This window comes from Alcanivorax sediminis (genome assembly GCF_009601165.1).
Taxonomy (GTDB): Bacteria; Pseudomonadota; Gammaproteobacteria; order Pseudomonadales; family Alcanivoracaceae; genus Alcanivorax; species Alcanivorax sediminis.
In genome coordinates, this window is sequence record NZ_WIRE01000001.1 from 2,005,944 (window position 1) to 2,023,359 (window position 17,416).

At 58.8% G+C, this 17,416-nt stretch carries 16 protein-coding genes; 11 read left to right on the forward strand and 5 right to left on the reverse strand.

The genetic code is table 11. The features are described from left to right. Positions 1-25: 25 nt before the first annotated feature. From GFN93_RS09200 to GFN93_RS17570, 6 genes are read left to right on the forward strand one after another with little or no spacing between them, the layout of a single operon-like run. Positions 26-1,627: a GH3 family domain-containing protein gene (locus GFN93_RS09200; protein WP_235901775.1), complete on the forward strand. Its 1,602-nt coding sequence runs from the start codon at positions 26-28 to the stop codon at positions 1,625-1,627. Then, the gene (locus tag GFN93_RS09205) at positions 1,624-2,718 is read left to right on the forward strand and encodes a GNAT family N-acetyltransferase (RefSeq protein ID WP_328594456.1); all 1,095 of its coding nucleotides are present in this window, start codon (positions 1,624-1,626) and stop codon (positions 2,716-2,718) included. The genes GFN93_RS09200 and GFN93_RS09205 overlap by 4 nt, the downstream gene beginning before the upstream one ends. Then, the gene (locus GFN93_RS09210) at positions 2,715-3,671 is read left to right on the forward strand and encodes a hypothetical protein (RefSeq protein ID WP_153500754.1); all 957 of its coding nucleotides are present in this window, start codon (positions 2,715-2,717) and stop codon (positions 3,669-3,671) included. The genes GFN93_RS09205 and GFN93_RS09210 overlap by 4 nt, the downstream gene beginning before the upstream one ends. Beyond that, the gene (locus GFN93_RS09215; protein WP_153500756.1) at positions 3,668-4,822 is read left to right on the forward strand and encodes an efflux RND transporter periplasmic adaptor subunit; all 1,155 of its coding nucleotides are present in this window, start codon (positions 3,668-3,670) and stop codon (positions 4,820-4,822) included. Before GFN93_RS09210 ends, GFN93_RS09215 begins: the two co-directional genes overlap by 4 nt. After that, complete coding sequence (locus GFN93_RS09220; RefSeq protein WP_153500758.1) at positions 4,819-8,091, forward strand: efflux RND transporter permease subunit; 3,273 nt, start codon at positions 4,819-4,821, stop codon at positions 8,089-8,091. Before GFN93_RS09215 ends, GFN93_RS09220 begins: the two co-directional genes overlap by 4 nt. After that, positions 8,088-9,647 carry a CapA family protein gene (locus GFN93_RS17570; protein ID WP_153500760.1) on the forward strand — a complete coding sequence of 520 codons (1,560 nt, stop codon included), beginning with the start codon at positions 8,088-8,090 and terminating at the stop codon, positions 9,645-9,647. Before GFN93_RS09220 ends, GFN93_RS17570 begins: the two co-directional genes overlap by 4 nt. Positions 9,648-9,760: 113 nt before the next feature. On the opposite strand, the gene gpmA is transcribed toward GFN93_RS17570, so the two are convergent. Next, positions 9,761-10,507, reverse strand: coding sequence for a 2,3-diphosphoglycerate-dependent phosphoglycerate mutase (gene gpmA / locus GFN93_RS09230; RefSeq protein ID WP_153500762.1), 747 nt, complete (start codon positions 10,505-10,507; stop codon positions 9,761-9,763). Between the two features lie 183 nt (positions 10,508-10,690). Between gpmA and rnd the strand changes: the two genes are divergently transcribed. From rnd to GFN93_RS09255, 5 genes are read left to right on the forward strand one after another with little or no spacing between them, the layout of a single operon-like run. Continuing rightward, on the forward strand, positions 10,691-11,764 hold the full coding sequence (gene rnd, locus GFN93_RS09235) for a ribonuclease D (protein WP_153500764.1): 1,074 nt from the start codon (positions 10,691-10,693) through the stop codon (positions 11,762-11,764). Beyond that, on the forward strand, positions 11,764-12,072 hold the full coding sequence (locus GFN93_RS09240; RefSeq protein WP_153500766.1) for a YcgL domain-containing protein: 309 nt from the start codon (positions 11,764-11,766) through the stop codon (positions 12,070-12,072). The genes rnd and GFN93_RS09240 overlap by 1 nt, the downstream gene beginning before the upstream one ends. Next, positions 12,062-12,514 (forward strand): YcgN family cysteine cluster protein, encoded by a 453-nt coding sequence (locus GFN93_RS09245; RefSeq protein ID WP_153500768.1) that lies wholly within the window; start codon positions 12,062-12,064, stop codon positions 12,512-12,514. Before GFN93_RS09240 ends, GFN93_RS09245 begins: the two co-directional genes overlap by 11 nt. Before the next feature lie 28 nt (positions 12,515-12,542). Further along, positions 12,543-12,902 (forward strand): hypothetical protein, encoded by a 360-nt coding sequence (locus GFN93_RS09250; protein WP_328594460.1) that lies wholly within the window; start codon positions 12,543-12,545, stop codon positions 12,900-12,902. Next, complete coding sequence (locus GFN93_RS09255) at positions 12,899-13,351, forward strand: HIT family protein (protein WP_153500770.1); 453 nt, start codon at positions 12,899-12,901, stop codon at positions 13,349-13,351. The genes GFN93_RS09250 and GFN93_RS09255 overlap by 4 nt, the downstream gene beginning before the upstream one ends. A gap of 101 nt (positions 13,352-13,452) precedes the next feature. Here GFN93_RS09255 and GFN93_RS09260 read toward each other — a convergent pair whose 3' ends face one another. From GFN93_RS09260 to GFN93_RS09275, 4 genes are all read right to left on the reverse strand, one after another. After that, complete coding sequence (locus GFN93_RS09260) at positions 13,453-14,178, reverse strand: class I SAM-dependent methyltransferase (protein WP_328594463.1); 726 nt, start codon at positions 14,176-14,178, stop codon at positions 13,453-13,455. Continuing rightward, a complete protein-coding gene (locus GFN93_RS09265) occupies positions 14,171-14,533 on the reverse strand; it encodes a PilZ domain-containing protein (RefSeq protein WP_153500774.1) in 363 nt (120 codons plus the stop codon). The genes GFN93_RS09260 and GFN93_RS09265 overlap by 8 nt, the downstream gene beginning before the upstream one ends. A gap of 8 nt (positions 14,534-14,541) precedes the next feature. After that, positions 14,542-14,694: a hypothetical protein gene (locus GFN93_RS09270; protein ID WP_153500776.1), complete on the reverse strand. Its 153-nt coding sequence runs from the start codon at positions 14,692-14,694 to the stop codon at positions 14,542-14,544. Positions 14,695-14,939: 245 nt separating this feature from the next. Beyond that, positions 14,940-17,267, reverse strand: coding sequence for a TRAP transporter large permease subunit (locus GFN93_RS09275; RefSeq protein WP_153500778.1), 2,328 nt, complete (start codon positions 17,265-17,267; stop codon positions 14,940-14,942). Between the last annotated feature and the right edge of the window lie 149 nt (positions 17,268-17,416).

Below are 17,416 nucleotides of genomic sequence, written 5' to 3' on the forward strand. Positions count from 1 at the left end.
AAGGCTGTCTATGTTTGGACACCGATTGCTCAAATTGGCCACCCGGCCGGGTGCGTCCCGTTTTGCTGCTTCCCGGCATGCGCTTGAAAAGGTGCAACGCCAAAAGCTGGCCCAACTTTTGAAGCGTGTGGCTCGCCAGCCACAGGCGAAAGCGGCGGGGCTGGAAGCTGGAATGAGCTGGGAGCAGTATGCCGCTGTACAGCCGGTCACGGACTATGACCACTGGCGCGACGCCATCGAAAACAACCGCTTGCACGACAAGGAGAGTCTGATCGACTCACCCATGGTGCGCTTCCAGCCCACCAGTGGTTCTACTTCAGCCATCAAGTGGGTGCCCTATACCCGTCAATTTCTGGGTGAGCTTGATAATGCCATCAGTCCCTGGGTGGTAGATCTCTATCGCCAGCACCCCAGGTTGATGCGTGGTCGACATTACTGGTCCATGTCCTGGGTGCCCACTGCGCTGCGCGACAGCATGCGCGAAGACATCAATGATGACTTGCAGTTGATGTCATTTGGCAAGCGCCTGGTGGCGGGGGCTACTCAGGCGGTTCCGCAGGAAGTATCGCTGGCGCGCAGTTCTGATGAATCCATGTTTGCCACCCTGGCCTATCTGGCCGCTGACCCATCGCTTTCCATGATGTCAGTGTGGAGCCCGACGTTCGGGCTCGGCATGCTCAAGACCCTCTCGCAATGCCGTGAAGAGCTGGCTGAAGTGCTGGAAACCGGGCGATGGGGTGGGCGCATGTTGGGTGTCGAGTCTTTGCCGTGTCCGGTTTCACGTGGTTCCGCGCAGCTGCTGAGGGAGTGGAACGGGACTCTGGATTCTGAATTTTTCCGGGCCTTGTGGCCCTCGCTGGCGCTGGTCAGTGCCTGGGATACGGCCGCATCCGCACCCTGGGCCAAACAGCTACATGCGTTGCTGCCTCACGCTGCATTTCAAGGCAAGGGACTCTGGGCGACGGAAGGCGTGGTGACCATTCCGTATCAGGGACAACACACCCTTGCTTACCAAAGCCATGTCTACGAATTCCAGGACCCCCAGGACGGTTGTATTTACGCTCCCTGGGAGCTTGAGAAAGGACAGGTTGTCATGCCACTGCTGAGCACCGGCAGTGGTTTGCTGCGCTATCAGCTCAAGGATCTGGTCAGGGTGGATGGCTTCAATGGTGGTGTTCCTGTGTTGACCTTCCTGGGACGGGCTGGAACCACTGATATGGTGGGTGAAAAGATGACTGCGCCTGTCATGGAACATGCGCTGTCCAGAGTGCTGCTCCCCGAAACGCTGACGCCGGTTTGCACCGTAGCCATGGATGATGCCGGGATGGGCACGCCCGGCTATGTGCTGCTGCTGGAGGGCGGCTCTGACGAGGACGCCGACACACTGGCCGGGCAGCTGGATTCCTGTTTGCAGCAGCACTTCCACTATCAGCTGGCGAGAAACCTGGGACAGTTGGCTCCGTTACGTTGCGTGGTTCACCCGGCCATGCGCGAACGCTATCTGCATCAGTGCCAACAACGCGGCATGATCGAAGGCAACATCAAGATTGAATCCCTGCAGTACTGGCCCGGTGACTTTCCGTCGTGGTTACCCCGCGTGGCTGGAGGGCAGGAGACGGTACCGTGAGCTACCAGATTCGCCCTGCCAGGGAAGATGACAATGCCGCCATTCTTGCCCTGCTGCAGGGGACTCCGCAGCAAGGTGCCGTGACCTTGAATTTTGAACGTAGCCCGGACTATTTTCGTGGCGCCAAGGTGGCCTGCGAGCAGCCGGATGTCTGGGTCGCGGAAAACCGTGATACGCCAGGCAAGGTTGGTGCGGTGTACAACGTCGGTTGGCGCCATGTGTGGGTGAACGGCGAAGTACGGCCGATACGTTATGCCCATGACTTGCGCATTGCCCCTGAGTTTCGCAACGGCATGATTTTGCATCGCCTGTTTCGCCATTTACGCAAGCAGCTGGCGGAAGGGGAATGGATGCAAACCACCGTGCTTCGTGACAACCAGGCTTCATTGGGCACGGTGGCCAGCGGGCGAGCAGGACTGCCTGTCTACTATCCTGCGGGTACTATTGAAACGAGCATGCTCTACACCCGTCAGCGATTGCCACGTTTGCCCGAGGATATCTCCATTCGGCAAAGTGGCTCGGCAGATTTGCCAGAGATTGCGGCGTTGCTGAAATCCCAGGGCCAGAACAAACAGTTCTTTCCCTATTGGGATGTGAATCGTGTGCATGGCGACGAGTACTGCTACGGCCTGAATGCCTCAAGTTTCCTGGTTCTGCGGGTACGGGGTGAACTGAAAGGTGTGCTGGGGTTCTGGGATCAGAAGCCCATCAAGCAGACCCGTGTGCTGGGCTATGCCCGGGGGATGGGTATGATGCGCCATCTCTACAACACCCATAGTGTGCTGCGTGGCGGGATGCGTCTGCCCCCTCCGGGTGGGGTGCTTTCCTATCTTTCTCTGCACAGCATGATCGTGAGTAACGATGACCCGGAATTGCTGCGCCTGTTGCTGGATTATGCGGTGGCCTTTTTCCATGGCCGCTACGATGCCCTGATTTGTGGTTTCTTCCAGCAGGACCCTCTTGCCAAAGTGGCGGAGCGGTATCGCCGACGCCTGCTGCTCAGTGAGCATTTCCTGGTCAGTTACGATGGCGATCCCCGTGACACCCTGGACATGCGACGGCCCTGGTATGTGGAGGTCGCCCGGCTGTGACTAGCAGTGCAACCGATTACATTGGCATGTGGTATCAAGCCCGGGCAAAACTGGGTGTGGATGATCGCATCGATTTCATGTTTGTGGACCGGGCTACGGGTCAACGCACCAGCGTGATTTTGCGCCACCGTGACTGTGATGGAGTGGGAGGGATTCTTGTCTCTGCCCGGCGCGTCGGCATGACGCCGCCGGCGGTACCCGGTGGCAAGCAACGCACGCCGCCCCCTTTCTGGAGACGCTGGCAATCGGACCCGGTTGGGAAACAGGCGCAAGCGCCTCAATGGTGTCATTTCGAGACAGCAGGGGAACCCTCTGTTAAGCCATTGATGCAGTGGTTGAACGAAGAACAGACCGCGGCACTTTACCGCTATGCGGAAAACCAAAAGGTGTCTCTGAACAGCTTGCTGTTGCTTGCGTTGCACCGTGCAGTCTGCGCAACGCTGATGGTCAGGCCACAGCCAGGGAGCTGGTGCTTTCCCGTCAATATGCGTAATGCCGTTGTTATTCCCTCTCAGGAGATGAACCTCTCCAGCGCGTTTTATCTGACAGTCTGCCCCCAGGATCAGCCTGGCGATATTGATCAGGCAATTCGCGCCAACCTCAAGGCGAACGTGCACTGGCGCTTCTGGCATCTGGCGCGCATCGGGCGCTTTATTGGCCAGCGGGGCGTGGACTGGCTGTGCGCCAGAATGCTGAACGGCAAAGCGCACTGCGGTTCCTTTTCCAGCCTGGGTGAATGGCAAATGGACTTTCGCTCAGCCGGAATGGCGGCAGACACGGCGTTCTGCTGCTGTGGACCGGGTAGCCCCAATCATCCGGTGGCTAATGGTGCCATGGTCGTCAACGGCCGTCTTAATCTGGCGCTGCGACTGCATCCCTCTCTGGGCGCTGATGCCGCTGTTGCACAACGCTGTCTTCAACACTGGATCAAAGGCCTGCTGGAGTGGATATGAGAATGCCGACCTTGCGCACCGTGGTTGCATTTATTGCGGCACTGGCCATGAGTGTGGCGGTAGCGGCACTTTATCTGGTGCCCCCTGCACAGCCGGAGCAGAAAGTGCACGACAGCATTCTTGCTCTGGATACCTGGAAGGTGACCTGGCAGGACCAGATTATCCCGGTGTACACCCAGGGGCAGGTGTCGGCCCGGCATGAATTACCCCTGAGCCTTGAGGTGTCTGGTCGTGTCGAGGAAGTGTTACCGACCTTCGCCGATGGCGGCAGAGTTACCGCTGGAGATATTTTGCTGCGGCTGGACCCGGAGCCATTCGAGCTGGAAGTTACCGCACAACAGAACGCCGTGCAGGCGGCACATCTGCACCTGGCAGAAACCCGTGCCCGCGCCAGGGTTGCGGGCGGCTCCAGTCGCTCATCGGCATTGGGACGCTTTGAGCCACAACTGGATGAAGCGCGCAGTCGTCTTGCGGCTGCTCAGGCCGGGTTGCGACAGGCGCAACGTCAGCTGGAACAGACCGAGCTGGTGGCGTCGATTAGTGGGCGGCTCAAGGGTGTCAAGGTCATGCCTGGCCAACACCTGCAGGCCGGGGTCGTGTTAGGGCAGCTTTATCAGGAAGATCTGGTAGAAGTGCGCTTGCCCGTACGTGATGACTGGTTGGCGTTGCTCGGTATCGTGCCCGGTGATGACACGACTATGGAGCCGGTAACCGCCATTCTGCGTGGACGCTTCGCCGGGCATGATGGTGAGTGGCAGGGCAAGGTGGTGCGTCGGGAGGGTGGTCTGAACCGCAACCAGATGATGCACCTGATTGTGCAGGTGGCGAACCACGAACAGGATTTACCGTTAGAGCCGGGTGTGCTGGTTCAGGCCGAACTGCGAGGAGCACCCACCCCCGCCGTGGCGGTGCTGCCGCGCTCTGCACAGGCCGGCACTGACAGCATCTGGGTGCTGGACGAAGACAAGCGGCTACGCCGCCAGCAGGTAGCGGTGCTCCACCATGATCGAGATCACCTGTATGTGAATGATGGCGTCACCAGTGCCACCCGTGCGGTACTGGCCGGCGACCTGCAATTGCTCGAGGGTATGCGCATCAACCCCAATCCAACGGCGCCGGGACTGGCGAACGTGAACGGATTGCAGCCATGAACCGTTCCATCGCCTGGTTCGCCAACAACAGCGCGGTCGCCAACCTGCTGATGCTTACGCTGCTGTTGGCCGGGATTGTCGCCATTCCCATGACTCGCCAGGAAACCCTGCCCAATGTGCCGCTGGATCGCATCGGGATTTATGTGGCCTGGCCCCAGGCAACGCCAGAAAATGTGGAGGCGTTACTGTGCAGCCCGGTGGAAACCGCCATTGATGATCTGGAGGGCACCACCGACCTGATCAGTGAGTCCCGCGAGGGGCTGTGCTCCGTGCAGCTGGATGTGCTGGAAGGCCATGATACCCGCACGGTGCTGGAGCTGGTGCGATCACGTCTGGAGGCCCTGGATAATTTGCCTCAAGGCTCGGGGCGCCCGCGAGTACAGGAACTGATTATTCGCAACCGGGTGGTGCGGCTGATTCTCAGCGGCACTTTGTCACGACACGACATCTACGAACTGGCGCAGAAGTCCCGTCGCGAGCTATTGAACGACGAGGTGGTATCCAGCGTCGATATTGAAAACCTGCCCGAGCGGGAAATGTCCATCGAGGTGCAGCGTAATGATCTCTATCGTTATCAGCTGACCCTGGACGACATCGCCGCGGCGGCCAGCCAGAGTGTGCAACGCACAGCCGGGGGGGTACTGCGGAGTGACCGGGGTGACTGGATGCTGCAAACCGGTCAAAAGCCGGGCGATGTGGAGGGTTATGAACAGCTGGTGATTCGTCAATCCGAGCAGGGTGACCTGCTGAGGCTTGGCCAGGTGGCGAGGGTGGAAGATGGCTTTTCCCGTGACAATCTCGCTGCCTGGCTAAACGGACAACCTGCGGTCGCACTGGATGTTTATCGCGTCGGCGAACAGAACGTACTCGACGTGGCCAATGCGGTGAAACGCTGGATACACGAAGTGGAATTGCCCCGCGGCGTCAATGTGCAAATATGGACGGACGATGCCCGCCAGTTTCAGGATCGTTCCAATCTGTTGTGGCGCAATGCCCTGCAGGGACTGTTCCTGCTGACGATCATGCTGGCCATTTTTCTGACCCTGCGTTTGGCGGGTTGGGTGGCCCTGGGCATTCCAGTTTGTATGCTCGGTGCCTGCGCGATTTTGCCGCTGCTGGGTGAGTCATTCAATACCATCTCCCTGTTCGCCTTCATTCTGGTACTGGGTATCGTGGTGGACGATGCGGTCATTGTTGGCGAGAGTGTGGACCAGCAACGTCGTCTGGGTATGCGTGGTTCGCAGGCGGCAATTCAGGGCGCCCAGGTGGTTGCCAAACCCATTCTCTTCGCTGTGCTGACGACCCTGTTTGCCTTCGCGCCGCTGTTGTTCCTGCCTGGCCCGGAAGGGGCTTTCATGAGGGTGATCCCCATCGTGTCGATCACCATTCTGGTGCTGTCACTGCTGGAATCCCTGTGGATCCTGCCTGCGCATCTTAGCCATACCCGTCCGGCCAAAGGTATCTGGCTAAAATCAGAGCGGCTGTCCAACCGGATCAACGATGGTCTGGAGCGTTGGCTGGAATACAAGGCGCGCCCCTTGCTGCGGACCGCCTTGCATTGGCGCTACGTGATGGTGGTGGTGTTTGTCGGCATGTTCGTGTTCTGCAGCGCGCTGGTCAGCAGTGGCTGGCTGACCATGGTGCTGTTCTCCAGAGTGGAGGGGAACCGGGTCATGGCCGAAGTGATGTTTCCCCAGGGCACCGGTGAAGCGCGTTTATACCGGGAGCTGCAATCTCTGGAGCGCTCCGCCCGGCTGCTGTCTGATGCGCTGCAGGAAGAGGGCGCAGCGGTGACCGTGGAAGGCGTGTTTGCCGAGCAGGGCGTTCGCCAGAAAATATCCAATGCCCGTGATCCGTCAGCTCGATTCAGGATTCGCGTCACCCTGGGCATACAGGGTGATACTGCGGCCATGCCGCCCCGTGAACTGGCGGCCCGTTGGCGCGAGCTGCACGGCCCGATTGCCGATGCTTTATCGGTGAAATTTCATGCCAGCCTGATGCAGGTGAAACCGGATATTCATGTGAATATCTTCCATCCTGACCTGGAGGTGCTGCAGAGCCTGAGTGACCAGGCGGCACTGGCCCTGTCGCGCATGGAAGGTGTTCACGAGGTGGCCAACAACCTCTACGCCAAACGCACTCTGGTGGATATTGAGCTGCGTGAACAGGGTGAGCTGGTGGGACTGCGTGCTGACCAGGTCGGCAGGCAAGTCCGCAATGCTTTCCATGGCATCGAGCTGGATCGCTGGTTCGAGCAGGATCAGGAGGTGCCTGTAATGCTTCGCCTGGCCGGAAAGGATAGCCAACAACTGACGGATCTGGAGCGTTTGCCCTTGCAGTTACCGAATGGTGATATGACGGTGCTGGCAGCGGTGGCCGATCTTGAGCGACGGCAGGTACCCGCGATGATCAGCCATTATGACGGTCGCCGCAGCGCCACGGTCAGCGCCTTTGTGGACGATCATGTGACCACCCCGGGACAAGTCATGGCTGTATTACGCCAGCAGCTGCTTGACCCCATGACTGATGCGGACACGGAGTCCGGCTGGACTGTAGCCGGCAAGCCAGCAGCCATTCAGGAGTTTCTCGACTATCTGTCGATCAGCTACCTGATCGCCATGGCTGCCATCTTCTTCCTGCTCACCATACTGTTTGGAGGTTATGGCCAGCCCTTGTTGGTGATGGCGGCCATTCCCTTTGGCATGGTGGGTGCTTTCATGGGGCATTTTGTTTTCGGTTACAGCCTTACCCTGTGGTCGCTGGTCGGGGTGATTGCGGTCAGTGGAGTGGTGGTGAATGACAACCTGGTGTTGATTGATGCCGTCAACAATGCTCGCGCCAGAGGCGTGGCATTACGTCAGGCCGTCATCGAGGGCGTCAGTGGTCGCCTGCGGCCGGTCATGCTGACCTCAATTACCACCTTTGCTGGCGTTGCCCCGCTGATGTTTGAGACCAGTGTGCAGGCCCGCTTTCTGATTCCCATGGCCGTGTCGCTGGCATTCGGGGTGATGTTCGCCACCCTGGTGAGTCTGTTGCTGGTGCCGTGTTTGATCGTGGTCAGTGATGATGTTCGGCAAACCCTGTCACGCTGGCTTTCCCGGTGGCGTGCCCCAGAGGTGTCCGAGATGGATACGGTGGAGGAGGCCTATGAGCGCGGTCGCCTTAGCGGTGGCTGGATTGCGAGTAACCCCTATCAAGATGCCGTACTGCGTTCTGCCTGGGAAGCAGGTCACCAGGATTACCTCAATCGTGAACCGGAGGGGCTGTGAACGCATCCGTTGATAAACAGAAACCGCTGGCATTCCAGGATGAAGCCAGTGATGGGCCAGCCGAACAACCCCTGGCGGGCCGGCGAGAGTGGATACGTGCCTTGCTGATGGCGTTGGCAGGTTCATTGATCATTGGTGTTATCGCACTGGTGGCCAACTGGGGGCATCCGCCCTTTAGCATCGCTGTAGCCGTGGCAGGCCAGATGGGCCTGTGTTTTGCCATGACCTTGACCTCTGCCACCATGATGCAGGTGGCGTTTCGGATTCCTCGTCGTCCGCTGTTCAAGTTTCTTGCTGCCTCGGCCGGGATAGGCGGGTTCAGCCTTGCCCTGATGACCCTGGTGCACTGGTTGATTGGCACCCCTGAAGTGTTCAAGACCGTGGCCAGCGCTTCGGCCGTTAGTTTTTTCTACTATCTGCTGTTTCCCCTGGCGTTGCTGAAAGAGCATCAGTCGGCAACTCGCGAGGCCTACAGAAGCGATCCGCACTGGCGGCGCGAATGGGGACTGAAACGTTTTCCCGTGCCCTATGGTCTGGCCGATTTCCTCCGTGTGGTCTGGCACAACCTGGCGCCGCCAGCACGCAAACATCAATCGCTGACGCCGTTCCTCCCGGGAGAGTTCCATCTTGGTGGCGAAAGCCATCACCCTGTCCGGGTTATTTTTCTGGGGGACTTGATGCCCATGTTGTCCCGCTCCTTGAGCGTGGACGATGCGCTGCGGCAACGAATCGGTGCTGCAGATTATCTGGTGGCGAATTTCGAGGGCAGCCTGGGTTCCGGTCCATGGGCCTGCCTTCAGCAACAACATTCGGAAAGCGTGCTGGATATCCTGAGCAGCTTGTTGCCTCCAGAGCGCATTTTTCTGTCGGTAGCCAATAATCATGCGGCGGATTTTGATTACTGGCAGTTTGAGTTCACCAACAAGGTGCTACGGGAAAAGGGCTTCCAGGTGTTTGGCAGCCGCGAGCAGCCGTCGGTGTTGATTGATGGCTGGCTCAACCTGGTGGGGGCCACAGAGTGGACCAACCAGCCTCATGGTTACCTGTCGTTTCTGGAGCATGCAGAGCGACACCTGCGCCCGGACGGTTTCAATCTGCTCTATCCTCACTGGGGTTATGAGATGGAGTGCTACCCACGTCCTGACTGGATCCAGCGGGCAAAGTCACTGATTGAATCCTTTGACGCCATCGTTGGCCATCACAGTCACCTGCCGGGGCCAGTGACCACTTACGAAGACAGCCAGGGAAGAAACAAGCTGGTTGCCTACTCCCTTGGTGATGCCACCACTGGTCTGAAACTGGGGCGCTACCAGCATGGCATGGTGCTGGATCTGGACATCTGCCGGACTACCCATCAGGTCACGGCGGGGCGCTGGCAGTTCGTGCGTACTCACATCCGTGGCCACGAGGCCAGAGTGGAGCTGCATGCCCGTTGCCCACTTTTTCCGGGATTAAACTGGGCCGTTGAGCAGGGCCTTGGCGTTTCCCCACCGATGCCCGATCGCCTTGCAAGCAATGCGCCTGCAAAAAGCGCTGCGCAATGGAGCAGCAAGTAAAAAGGGGGCTGCTGGTGTTCTTCCTCTCATTGCAGCGTCCACAAAAAAGCCCGCCTCGGGAAACCGGGGCGGGCTTTTAGCGTCAGGCATCTGGCCTCAGGCGTTCAGCATTCTCACGCCTTACCCTGGTTGGCCACCGCTTCGGCGGCCTTGGCGGCTTCCTCTGCATCACCAAGATAGTAGTTCTTGATGGGCTTCAGGTTGTCGTCCAGCTCGTACACCATCGGAATGCCGGTAGGGATGTTGAGCTTGAGGATCTCTTCGTCAGAGATATCGCCAAGATACTTCACCAGCGCACGCAGGCTGTTGCCATGGGCACAGATCAGAACCTGTTTGCCCGCCGCGATCTGTGGCTTGATGTCGCTTTCGAAGTAGGGCACGAAGCGCTCTACGGTATCCTTGAGGCTCTCGGACAGTGGAATTTCCTGTTCCGTGAGGCCCTTGTACACGCGGAAGTTGCCAGCGTAACGCTCGTCGTCACGGTCCATCTTCGGGGGCGGGGTATCGTAGCTGCGACGCCAGATCAGTACCTGTTCGTCGCCGTACTTCTCGGCGGTCTCGGCTTTGTTCAGACCCTGCAGGGCACCGTAGTGGCGCTCGTTGAGACGGTAGTCGCGGATCACCGGAATCCACATCTGGTCCATATTGTCGAGTATGGTCCACAGGGTGCGGATGGCGCGCTTGAGCACGGAGGTGTAGGCCACGTCGAATTCGAAGCCGGCCTCTTTCAGCAGTACGCCAGCCTTGCGGGCTTCCTCGCGGCCCTGGTCGGTCAGATCCACGTCTTTCCAGCCGGTGAAGCGGTTTTCCTTGTTCCAAACGCTCTGGCCATGGCGGACCAGTACCAGTTTCGTGCTCATGCGGTGTTTCCTGTACGGGTTTCAGTGCGGCGCAAAGCGTAGCAGAAAACCGACCGGAAATTGAGCGTTTGCCACCATATTTCACCCCCGATGGTGGCCGGATCGGTGATTCCTTCTCCTCATTGCTGAAATATGGGCGCCCGAGCCCGTATAATCGTGGCCAATCTGGTTTCAGGCGGTTCCATGGCTTATATCTGGTGTGAAAAAAATGACGCAGTCGGTAGCTGGCTGGCAGGACTTACCCCCGGCTGCCCGGTGTACCTGGACACGGAATTCATGCGCGAACGCACCTACTGGCCTGAGCTAGCGCTGGTTCAGGTCCATGATGGTCAAGACATTCGGCTGATCGATACCACCAGAATCACGCCTCAGGTGCTGGCGCCATTGTTCATGAACCATACTCTGGTCATGCATGCCTGCTCCGAGGACCTGGAGGCCATTGCCAGTTTCACAAGGGCCTATCCTGCGGCCATTGAGGATACCCAGATCGCGGCCGCACTGAGCGGCGAGGACATGCAGCTGGGCTATCAAAAAATCGTCCAGATGCTGCTGGGAGTGGAGCTTCCGAAGGGGGCCACTCGCACCAACTGGCTGAAGCGGCCGCTCAGCCAGGAGCAGTTGCACTATGCCGAGGATGATGTGAAGTATCTGCCTGAAGTGACCCGCCTGCTTCGTGAGCGGCTGGCAGGGCTTGGACGCCTGGATTGGTGGCGGGAAGAATGTGAGCGTCTGCTTGGCCAGGCCAGCCGGGAAGAGCAGCCTGAAGAGGCCTGGCGTGGAGTGAAAGGCGCTGGATTACTGCCGGATGAGGCTCGGGCGGTACTCTCGGTGCTGGCGCCCTGGCGAAACCGCATGGCCCGTGAACGCAACCTGCCGAAGAGTTTTGTGATCAAGGATGCCCAGCTGCTGGATCTGGCACGGGCGCGTCGCGCTGACCGCGGTATGCTGGCTGATGTGGGTTTGCATCCGAAAAGTATCCGCCGGGATGGCGATGCGCTGATGGCCCTGATCGAAGAGGGGCACAGTGTGGCACCGCCGCCGCCACTGCCCGGACCGCCGGATGCCCGTGAGAAGAAGCTGGCCAAGACCCTGCGCGGCAAGGTTGGCCAGATCGCTGACGAGGAGGGACTGAAGCCGGATGTGCTGATGCGACGCCGTTGGCTGGAATCCCTGATTCGCCACCCTGAGCGGGTGCCCGAGCCACTGACCGGCTGGCGTGAAGATGTGATCACCAAGCCGTTGCTGGAGTTACTTTGATGTTGAAGGGCAAGCTGTTTTGCTCGATTTACAAGACGCGTAAAAAAGCAGGTATGTACCTGTTTGTTGATCGTCAGAAAGGGCTCAAGGATTTGCCTGAAGTGCTGTTGGCCCAGTTTGGTCCGGCGGTGCATGTGAATGACATGATCCTCTCCCCGGAGAGGCCACTGGCACGTGCGGATGTGCATCAGGTCATGGACGCGATCCGTGATCAGGGGTTCTACTTGCAGATGCCGCCCCCCCCGGATGAAGACCTGTATCTGGCTGCGGGGCATCCGGATCGCCCGCGGAATCCGGATGGCGACTAAGGCCCTGCGCGAGCGGTTCTGGGAGTTGCCGCTTGAGCAACTCACCGGTGCCGAGTGGGAAGCTCTCTGTGATGGCTGCGGTGGCTGCTGTCTGGTTAAACTGCAGGATGAGGACAGTGGCGAGCTGGCCTTTACCAATCTGGCTTGCCGCTATCTGGATGCCAACAAATGCCAGTGCCGGGTGTATGAGCAGCGCTTCCGAAAAGTGCCAGACTGCATTCGGGTGACTGAGTCGGTGGCCCGCGATACCGACTGGCTCCCCTCAACCTGTGCTTACCGTCTGCGCGCTCGCGGGCAGTCGTTGCCGAGCTGGCATCCGCTATTAAGCGGCGACCGCCGATCGGTAAAGGAGGCAGGCGTGAGTGTGGCTGGTCGGGTAGTATCCGAACAGCTGATTCCCGAGGAAGACTGGGAAGAACACATTATTCATTGGGTAGAGTGATCTCTGCCTTCAGTAGTCAGGAGTTGTTGTGACGACCAAAGCATATCTGTGGGGCTGGTTTGCCTATCTTGTCGGTACCGTCGGTGTCCTGTTTGTCTGGTGGTGGTTGACCCGTTCGCTGGCGGTGTGGGCAAAGGTGCCGCTGCGCATAGTGTTGACCGCACTGTTGATTACGCCCTGGTCGGTGTCCCCTGAACATGACGAGTGGGCGCCGGCCTGGGTGGTCAGCCTGTTTGATGGTCTGGCCCAGGAGGACATCAGCCTGTGGCGTGCAGGCGGGCCGCTGGTCGCCATGCTGGGGGTCGCGCTGGTCGTGGCGGCCCTGGAGGTATGGCGTCAACGCCGCAAGCAGGCTCGCTTGGCTACTGCCACGGCACAGCCAGAATGAAGAAATGCATTTTCTGCCAGATTCAGGCCGGTGAGCTACCGGCCAGCGTGGTGTATGAAGATGACAGAGCCATGGTGATTCTGGATCTGTTTCCCATAAGGGAAGGGCATTGCCTGGTGATTCCGAAGGTGCATGCGCCGCTGGTGGAAGAGCTAAGTGCCGATATGTCCAGCCACCTGATGGACCTGGCCCGTCGCACCATCAAGGCCCAGAAGCGTGCCGGACTACCGGTGAAGGCTCACAACCTCGTGATCAACGATGGCAAGGAGGCCAACCAGCATGTGCCACATGTGCACCTGCATGTGATCCCGCGCCGCGGTGGTGACACCCTGGCGACGGCTTTTACCTGGGCCACCCGGTTATTGAATATCTTTGGCATGGGCAAGCGCCGCAGTCGGCTGGATCGCCTGGCCGGGCTGTTGTCTGAGCACTTTCCTCACTCGTCCTGATATCGAAGGCTACTGCCCGGACCCTGCCTGCAGAGGTGGTTGTGGCGAGGAGCTAACTTCCTCGCTTCGTGACGCCCTGCGAGCTCATTTCCATCCCATGCTTATGGCCTTCGCCAGGCTTTGACCCTCAGGGGCCAGCGAACGGTTCGGGGCGCTGGCCCCCACGCTTCAGTCAGGACGGGCCTGAGCGTTGCGAGTGGATCCTCCCCGGCCTTGCGGGCCCTGACCAGCGCGGACCAGGTATCCAGATAGCCGAGCATGTCAGCCACGCGCCATTGGCATTCCAGAAAGTCGCCAGGATGGAGCACCCGGGCCCAGGGGAGGGTGGCATCCGGATAGTTGGCTAACAGTGTGGCCCTCTCCTTTGGCCACCAGGGGCCAAGGGCACCATTGTGGTAATCCCGAATCAGTGGCCTGAGACCGTCTACTTCGCATAAACCATAACTGACAAGCGCGAGTAGCCCGCCCGAACGAAGACAGCGTTGGGCTTCGGCAAAAAAGCGGGGTTGATCAAACCAGTGGAATGCCTGGGCTACGGTGATCAGGTTCAGGCTGTCGTCGGCCAGCGGTAGCGAAGAAGCCGAGCTGGCCAGATAGTGTGTCTGCGAGGTTGGCGCAGCCAACAGTTGTGGCAGGCTGAGGTCGGCGCCAATAACTTGCTTGAACCAGGGCTCAAGGCCTCTGCACGCTTGCCCGGTCCCGCACCCCAGATCAAGCGCTCTGGCCCGCTCAGGGCATTGCTGGGCAAGCCAGAGAAACAGGGAGTCGGGGTAGCTGGGGCGATGTTGTTGATAGGTAGAGCCGCGCTGAAACAGCGGTTCAGGCACTGAACATGCCGCCGTTGTCGAAATGGGCAGCCCACAGCCTGCCGTCGGCGCGTTCCAGGTCCAGGGCTATGCCGGCCAGGAGGTGGCCATCCGGGGCTGCGCACCAGGCAACCGTGCCATAGAGATGGTAGGTGCCGTGCTCTTCCAGTAGTGCTACCCACAGTTCCACATCCGTATTGGGACGGATGGGAGTGGGCAGTTCTACGCTGATACCGGCCAGGGACACATCATGGGTCGTGAGGTAAAGCCGGTCTTCAAGGCTGACTGACGAGGAGCGCGCAGGCAGCAGCGTCAGCGAAAGGTTTTCTTCACGGTGTATGCGGGGATAGCGTCGGTTTTCCATTGCCGTTGCCATAGGGGTCCCTATCCGTAGATTGCCCGGTCGACCAGATAAGAAGCCAGAGCGATGAAGCTCACTACCCCTGCCAGAAACAGCAGAAATAGCAGCGCCGGTTTGGCCGTCTTGGGCAAGGGCTCTGTTTCCCTTGGTAATTGTGATGGTTCCGGTTTCGCCATCAGCGATCTCCCTTCAATAGCCTGTGGCTACAGTATCCGCTATTCAACAGGATTTAGAAACCGGTGAGAAGACGTTCGAATTGACGTTATGTGAAGTCGTAGCGCCATTCCTGCCTGCCATGTGTCCGGTGTTGGAGGAAGAGTAGGAGCGATGGGGCGTGAGGCCCGTGTGAGTGTGGCTTGTCCCTGTCACAGGCGGACATAAAAAAGGGGCCAACAGGCCCCTTTCTCAACGCTCGGCGATATTAGCCGTGTGCGATTTTCTGGAACAGGTAGTCGTGAAGGTTATCCGACAGCAGCGGCAGGTAAGACACCATCAGCAGTGCGGTCAGCATCACGGCGATAGGCAGCAGATACTTCTCGTAGCGACGGTAGAAGCTGCCGCCATGTACCTTGGCGGATTCCACTTCCTCGTCGCCCACCACTTGCCTTGTTAACAAGTGGTTGAGGGCCACCGGTGGTGACAGATAACCCAGTTCGAAGGCCACCAGGGTGATCATCCAGAAGTGCAGGGGCGCAATGCCGTTGTCGAACGCGATCTGGGCAATGGTGGCATTCACCAGAATCACCGCACCATAGGGGTCCATGATCATCCCGATGATCACCATGGTAACCACCAGCAGGGTCATGGCCACCCAAACGTTCGGGAAGGTCTCCGGGAGCATTTCCATCATGCCTGAGCGTTCGATGATGCCACCTACGCTAACGGACAATGCCATCAGCATCAGCAGGGCACCGATGTGACCGGTGGTCTCATTGGTGGCGAAACGCAGCGAATTTTCGAGTTTTTCACCCACGCCTGGCTCTGGCTGGTAGTGCGGATCCATATCCGGGGTCTTGACCAGATAGTGGACAACCAGACAGCCGCCGAGAATGACGTTACGCCAGAACAGGCTCCAGAACAGGCTTTGCAGGTCTTCAGCAGAGGTGCCTGTGGGGATATTTCCGGTGCTCAGGGCCTCCTGCATACCCGCCATGTTGTAGAAGGAATACACCAGCAGGGGCACCAGCACCAATGTGAACACGTGCAGGCACTTGTTGCTCAGCTTCTCGTAGGACAGGATCGCCAGCAGCATCACCGGAAGGATGATGGGTGCATAGATCTCGTTCAGTTCGGTGCTGAGCAGATCACGGAACACCACTACCACGGTGCCCATGATGATGACGTAGGGCAGCAGCGGGATCAGGCGCTTGAGGCTGGCGGGAACGGCTTCAGAGAACGGTGCAATCCGAGCCGGAGCGGTGCGCGCAAACTGGCTGTAGATGAAGAACAGGACCAGTGACAGACCGAAGATTTTGAGACCGGAAGTGAACAGTTCATCGGTGGTCACGCTGTTATTCAGTGCAGCAATGATCACGACCAGCAGACACGGACGCAGTACCACACCCATGGAGCCGGACATGGCGGTAGCCGCCAGGGCCAGCTGCTTGCGGGCGCCTGCGCGGATCAGCTCGTTGTAGATAGTGGCACCAGCCGCAATAACGAAGATACCGGAGGCGCCTGTGTAGGCGGTGGGTACCGCAGCCACGGCAAGCACGACGAAACACATCAGTTCCGGAGACATCTTCCATGGACGCAGGACGTCAAATACCAGGTGTGCCATCTTGGTTTGACGCAGCAGCATACCGATCCAGATGTACAGGGCCAGGCTAAGGAACAGGGTGGACAGTTCCATCATCATGCCCAGGTATACGCTGATACCGTGGTAGTAACCCTGGCTCACGAATTGAGCGCCAGCGGTAAGACACATGAAGCTGTACAGAGGAATGGTCAACATGGCCTTGCCCCAGGTGCCACCTTCCTCAAGGTCCTTGGGCGGGCGAATCAGCTGGTACAGAGCTGCCAGTGACAGGATCAGGAAACCGCCGATCCAGAACTGGTGCAGGTAGAAATGGCTGACCTGTACACCATCCGCGACAGCAGAGACTTCCTCACCACGGTAAATCCAGGCGGAAAGCAGCAGCATCACGTTAGCGCTGAGCTGACCGAGAGTGGCGACCATATGGTCCTTGCGGGTGCGTGCAGGGCGCAGGGCAATGTGGTGACGAGTCAGTGTGGCGGTGGCCGCACAGATAATAACCAGCAGACACAGCAACAGGCGCTTGTAGTTACCAAGGGTAGTGACCACCTTTGCAACGCCACCTTCGACGTTGCGGAAAGCGATGACCCCAGGGGTGACTTGCTCCTGAACCATCTTGTAGTCAGCCCATTTGTTACGACAGTTCTCCCGTGAAGATTCAAGGGACTGGCGCAGAGCGCCCTCGTCGACATCGGTACCGAAGATGCCTGCCAGAGGATCGTCAGCCATTTGCGCTTGCTTCTGGGCGAGGGCCTTTTTCAGCTCCTCGTCCAGGTTAGGATCCGGGTTACAGGTTGGTTCCCCGACAAGACCAGCGGTACGCAGCTTGAAATAGCCTTCCCAGGTATTTTCACCGATCTTCAGGAGTTGGGAGTGAATCACTTCGCCTGATGCCAGAAAAATCGTCAGCAGCAGAAGAATTAGCGTGGGGAGTGAAGATAGCCATTCACCGACGGAGCGGTTGGCTACAGTCATGCTAGAAGGTTTATCCATTGTGCACCCGGTTATTGTTATACCGCCATACTTTGGGTTGGTGGAGCCGCAAAAACTTCAGGCCCCAAGGAGAGTCCCATGTCATGGCAGTGTAAACACCCAGCCCTGCCACCGCATTGGCAGAGAAGGTCATTGTTGAGATTTAAAGG

Bases quoted from the DNA above. Each gene is read 5' to 3' on its own strand.
- GFN93_RS09215 (WP_153500756.1), top strand. From the start codon at position 3,668: ATGAGAATGCCGACCTTGCGCACCGTGGTTGCATTTATTGCGGCACTG.
- GFN93_RS09220 (WP_153500758.1), top strand. From the start codon at position 4,819: ATGAACCGTTCCATCGCCTGGTTCGCCAACAACAGCGCGGTCGCCAAC.
- gpmA (WP_153500762.1), bottom strand. From the start codon at position 10,507: ATGAGCACGAAACTGGTACTGGTCCGCCATGGCCAGAGCGTTTGGAAC.
- rnd (WP_153500764.1), top strand. From the start codon at position 10,691: ATGGCTTATATCTGGTGTGAAAAAAATGACGCAGTCGGTAGCTGGCTG.
- GFN93_RS09240 (WP_153500766.1), top strand. From the start codon at position 11,764: ATGTTGAAGGGCAAGCTGTTTTGCTCGATTTACAAGACGCGTAAAAAA.
- GFN93_RS09245 (WP_153500768.1), top strand. From the start codon at position 12,062: ATGGCGACTAAGGCCCTGCGCGAGCGGTTCTGGGAGTTGCCGCTTGAG.
- GFN93_RS09255 (WP_153500770.1), top strand. From the start codon at position 12,899: ATGAAGAAATGCATTTTCTGCCAGATTCAGGCCGGTGAGCTACCGGCC.
- GFN93_RS09265 (WP_153500774.1), bottom strand. From the start codon at position 14,533: ATGGCAACGGCAATGGAAAACCGACGCTATCCCCGCATACACCGTGAA.
- GFN93_RS09270 (WP_153500776.1), bottom strand. From the start codon at position 14,694: ATGGCGAAACCGGAACCATCACAATTACCAAGGGAAACAGAGCCCTTG.
- GFN93_RS09275 (WP_153500778.1), bottom strand. From the start codon at position 17,267: ATGGATAAACCTTCTAGCATGACTGTAGCCAACCGCTCCGTCGGTGAA.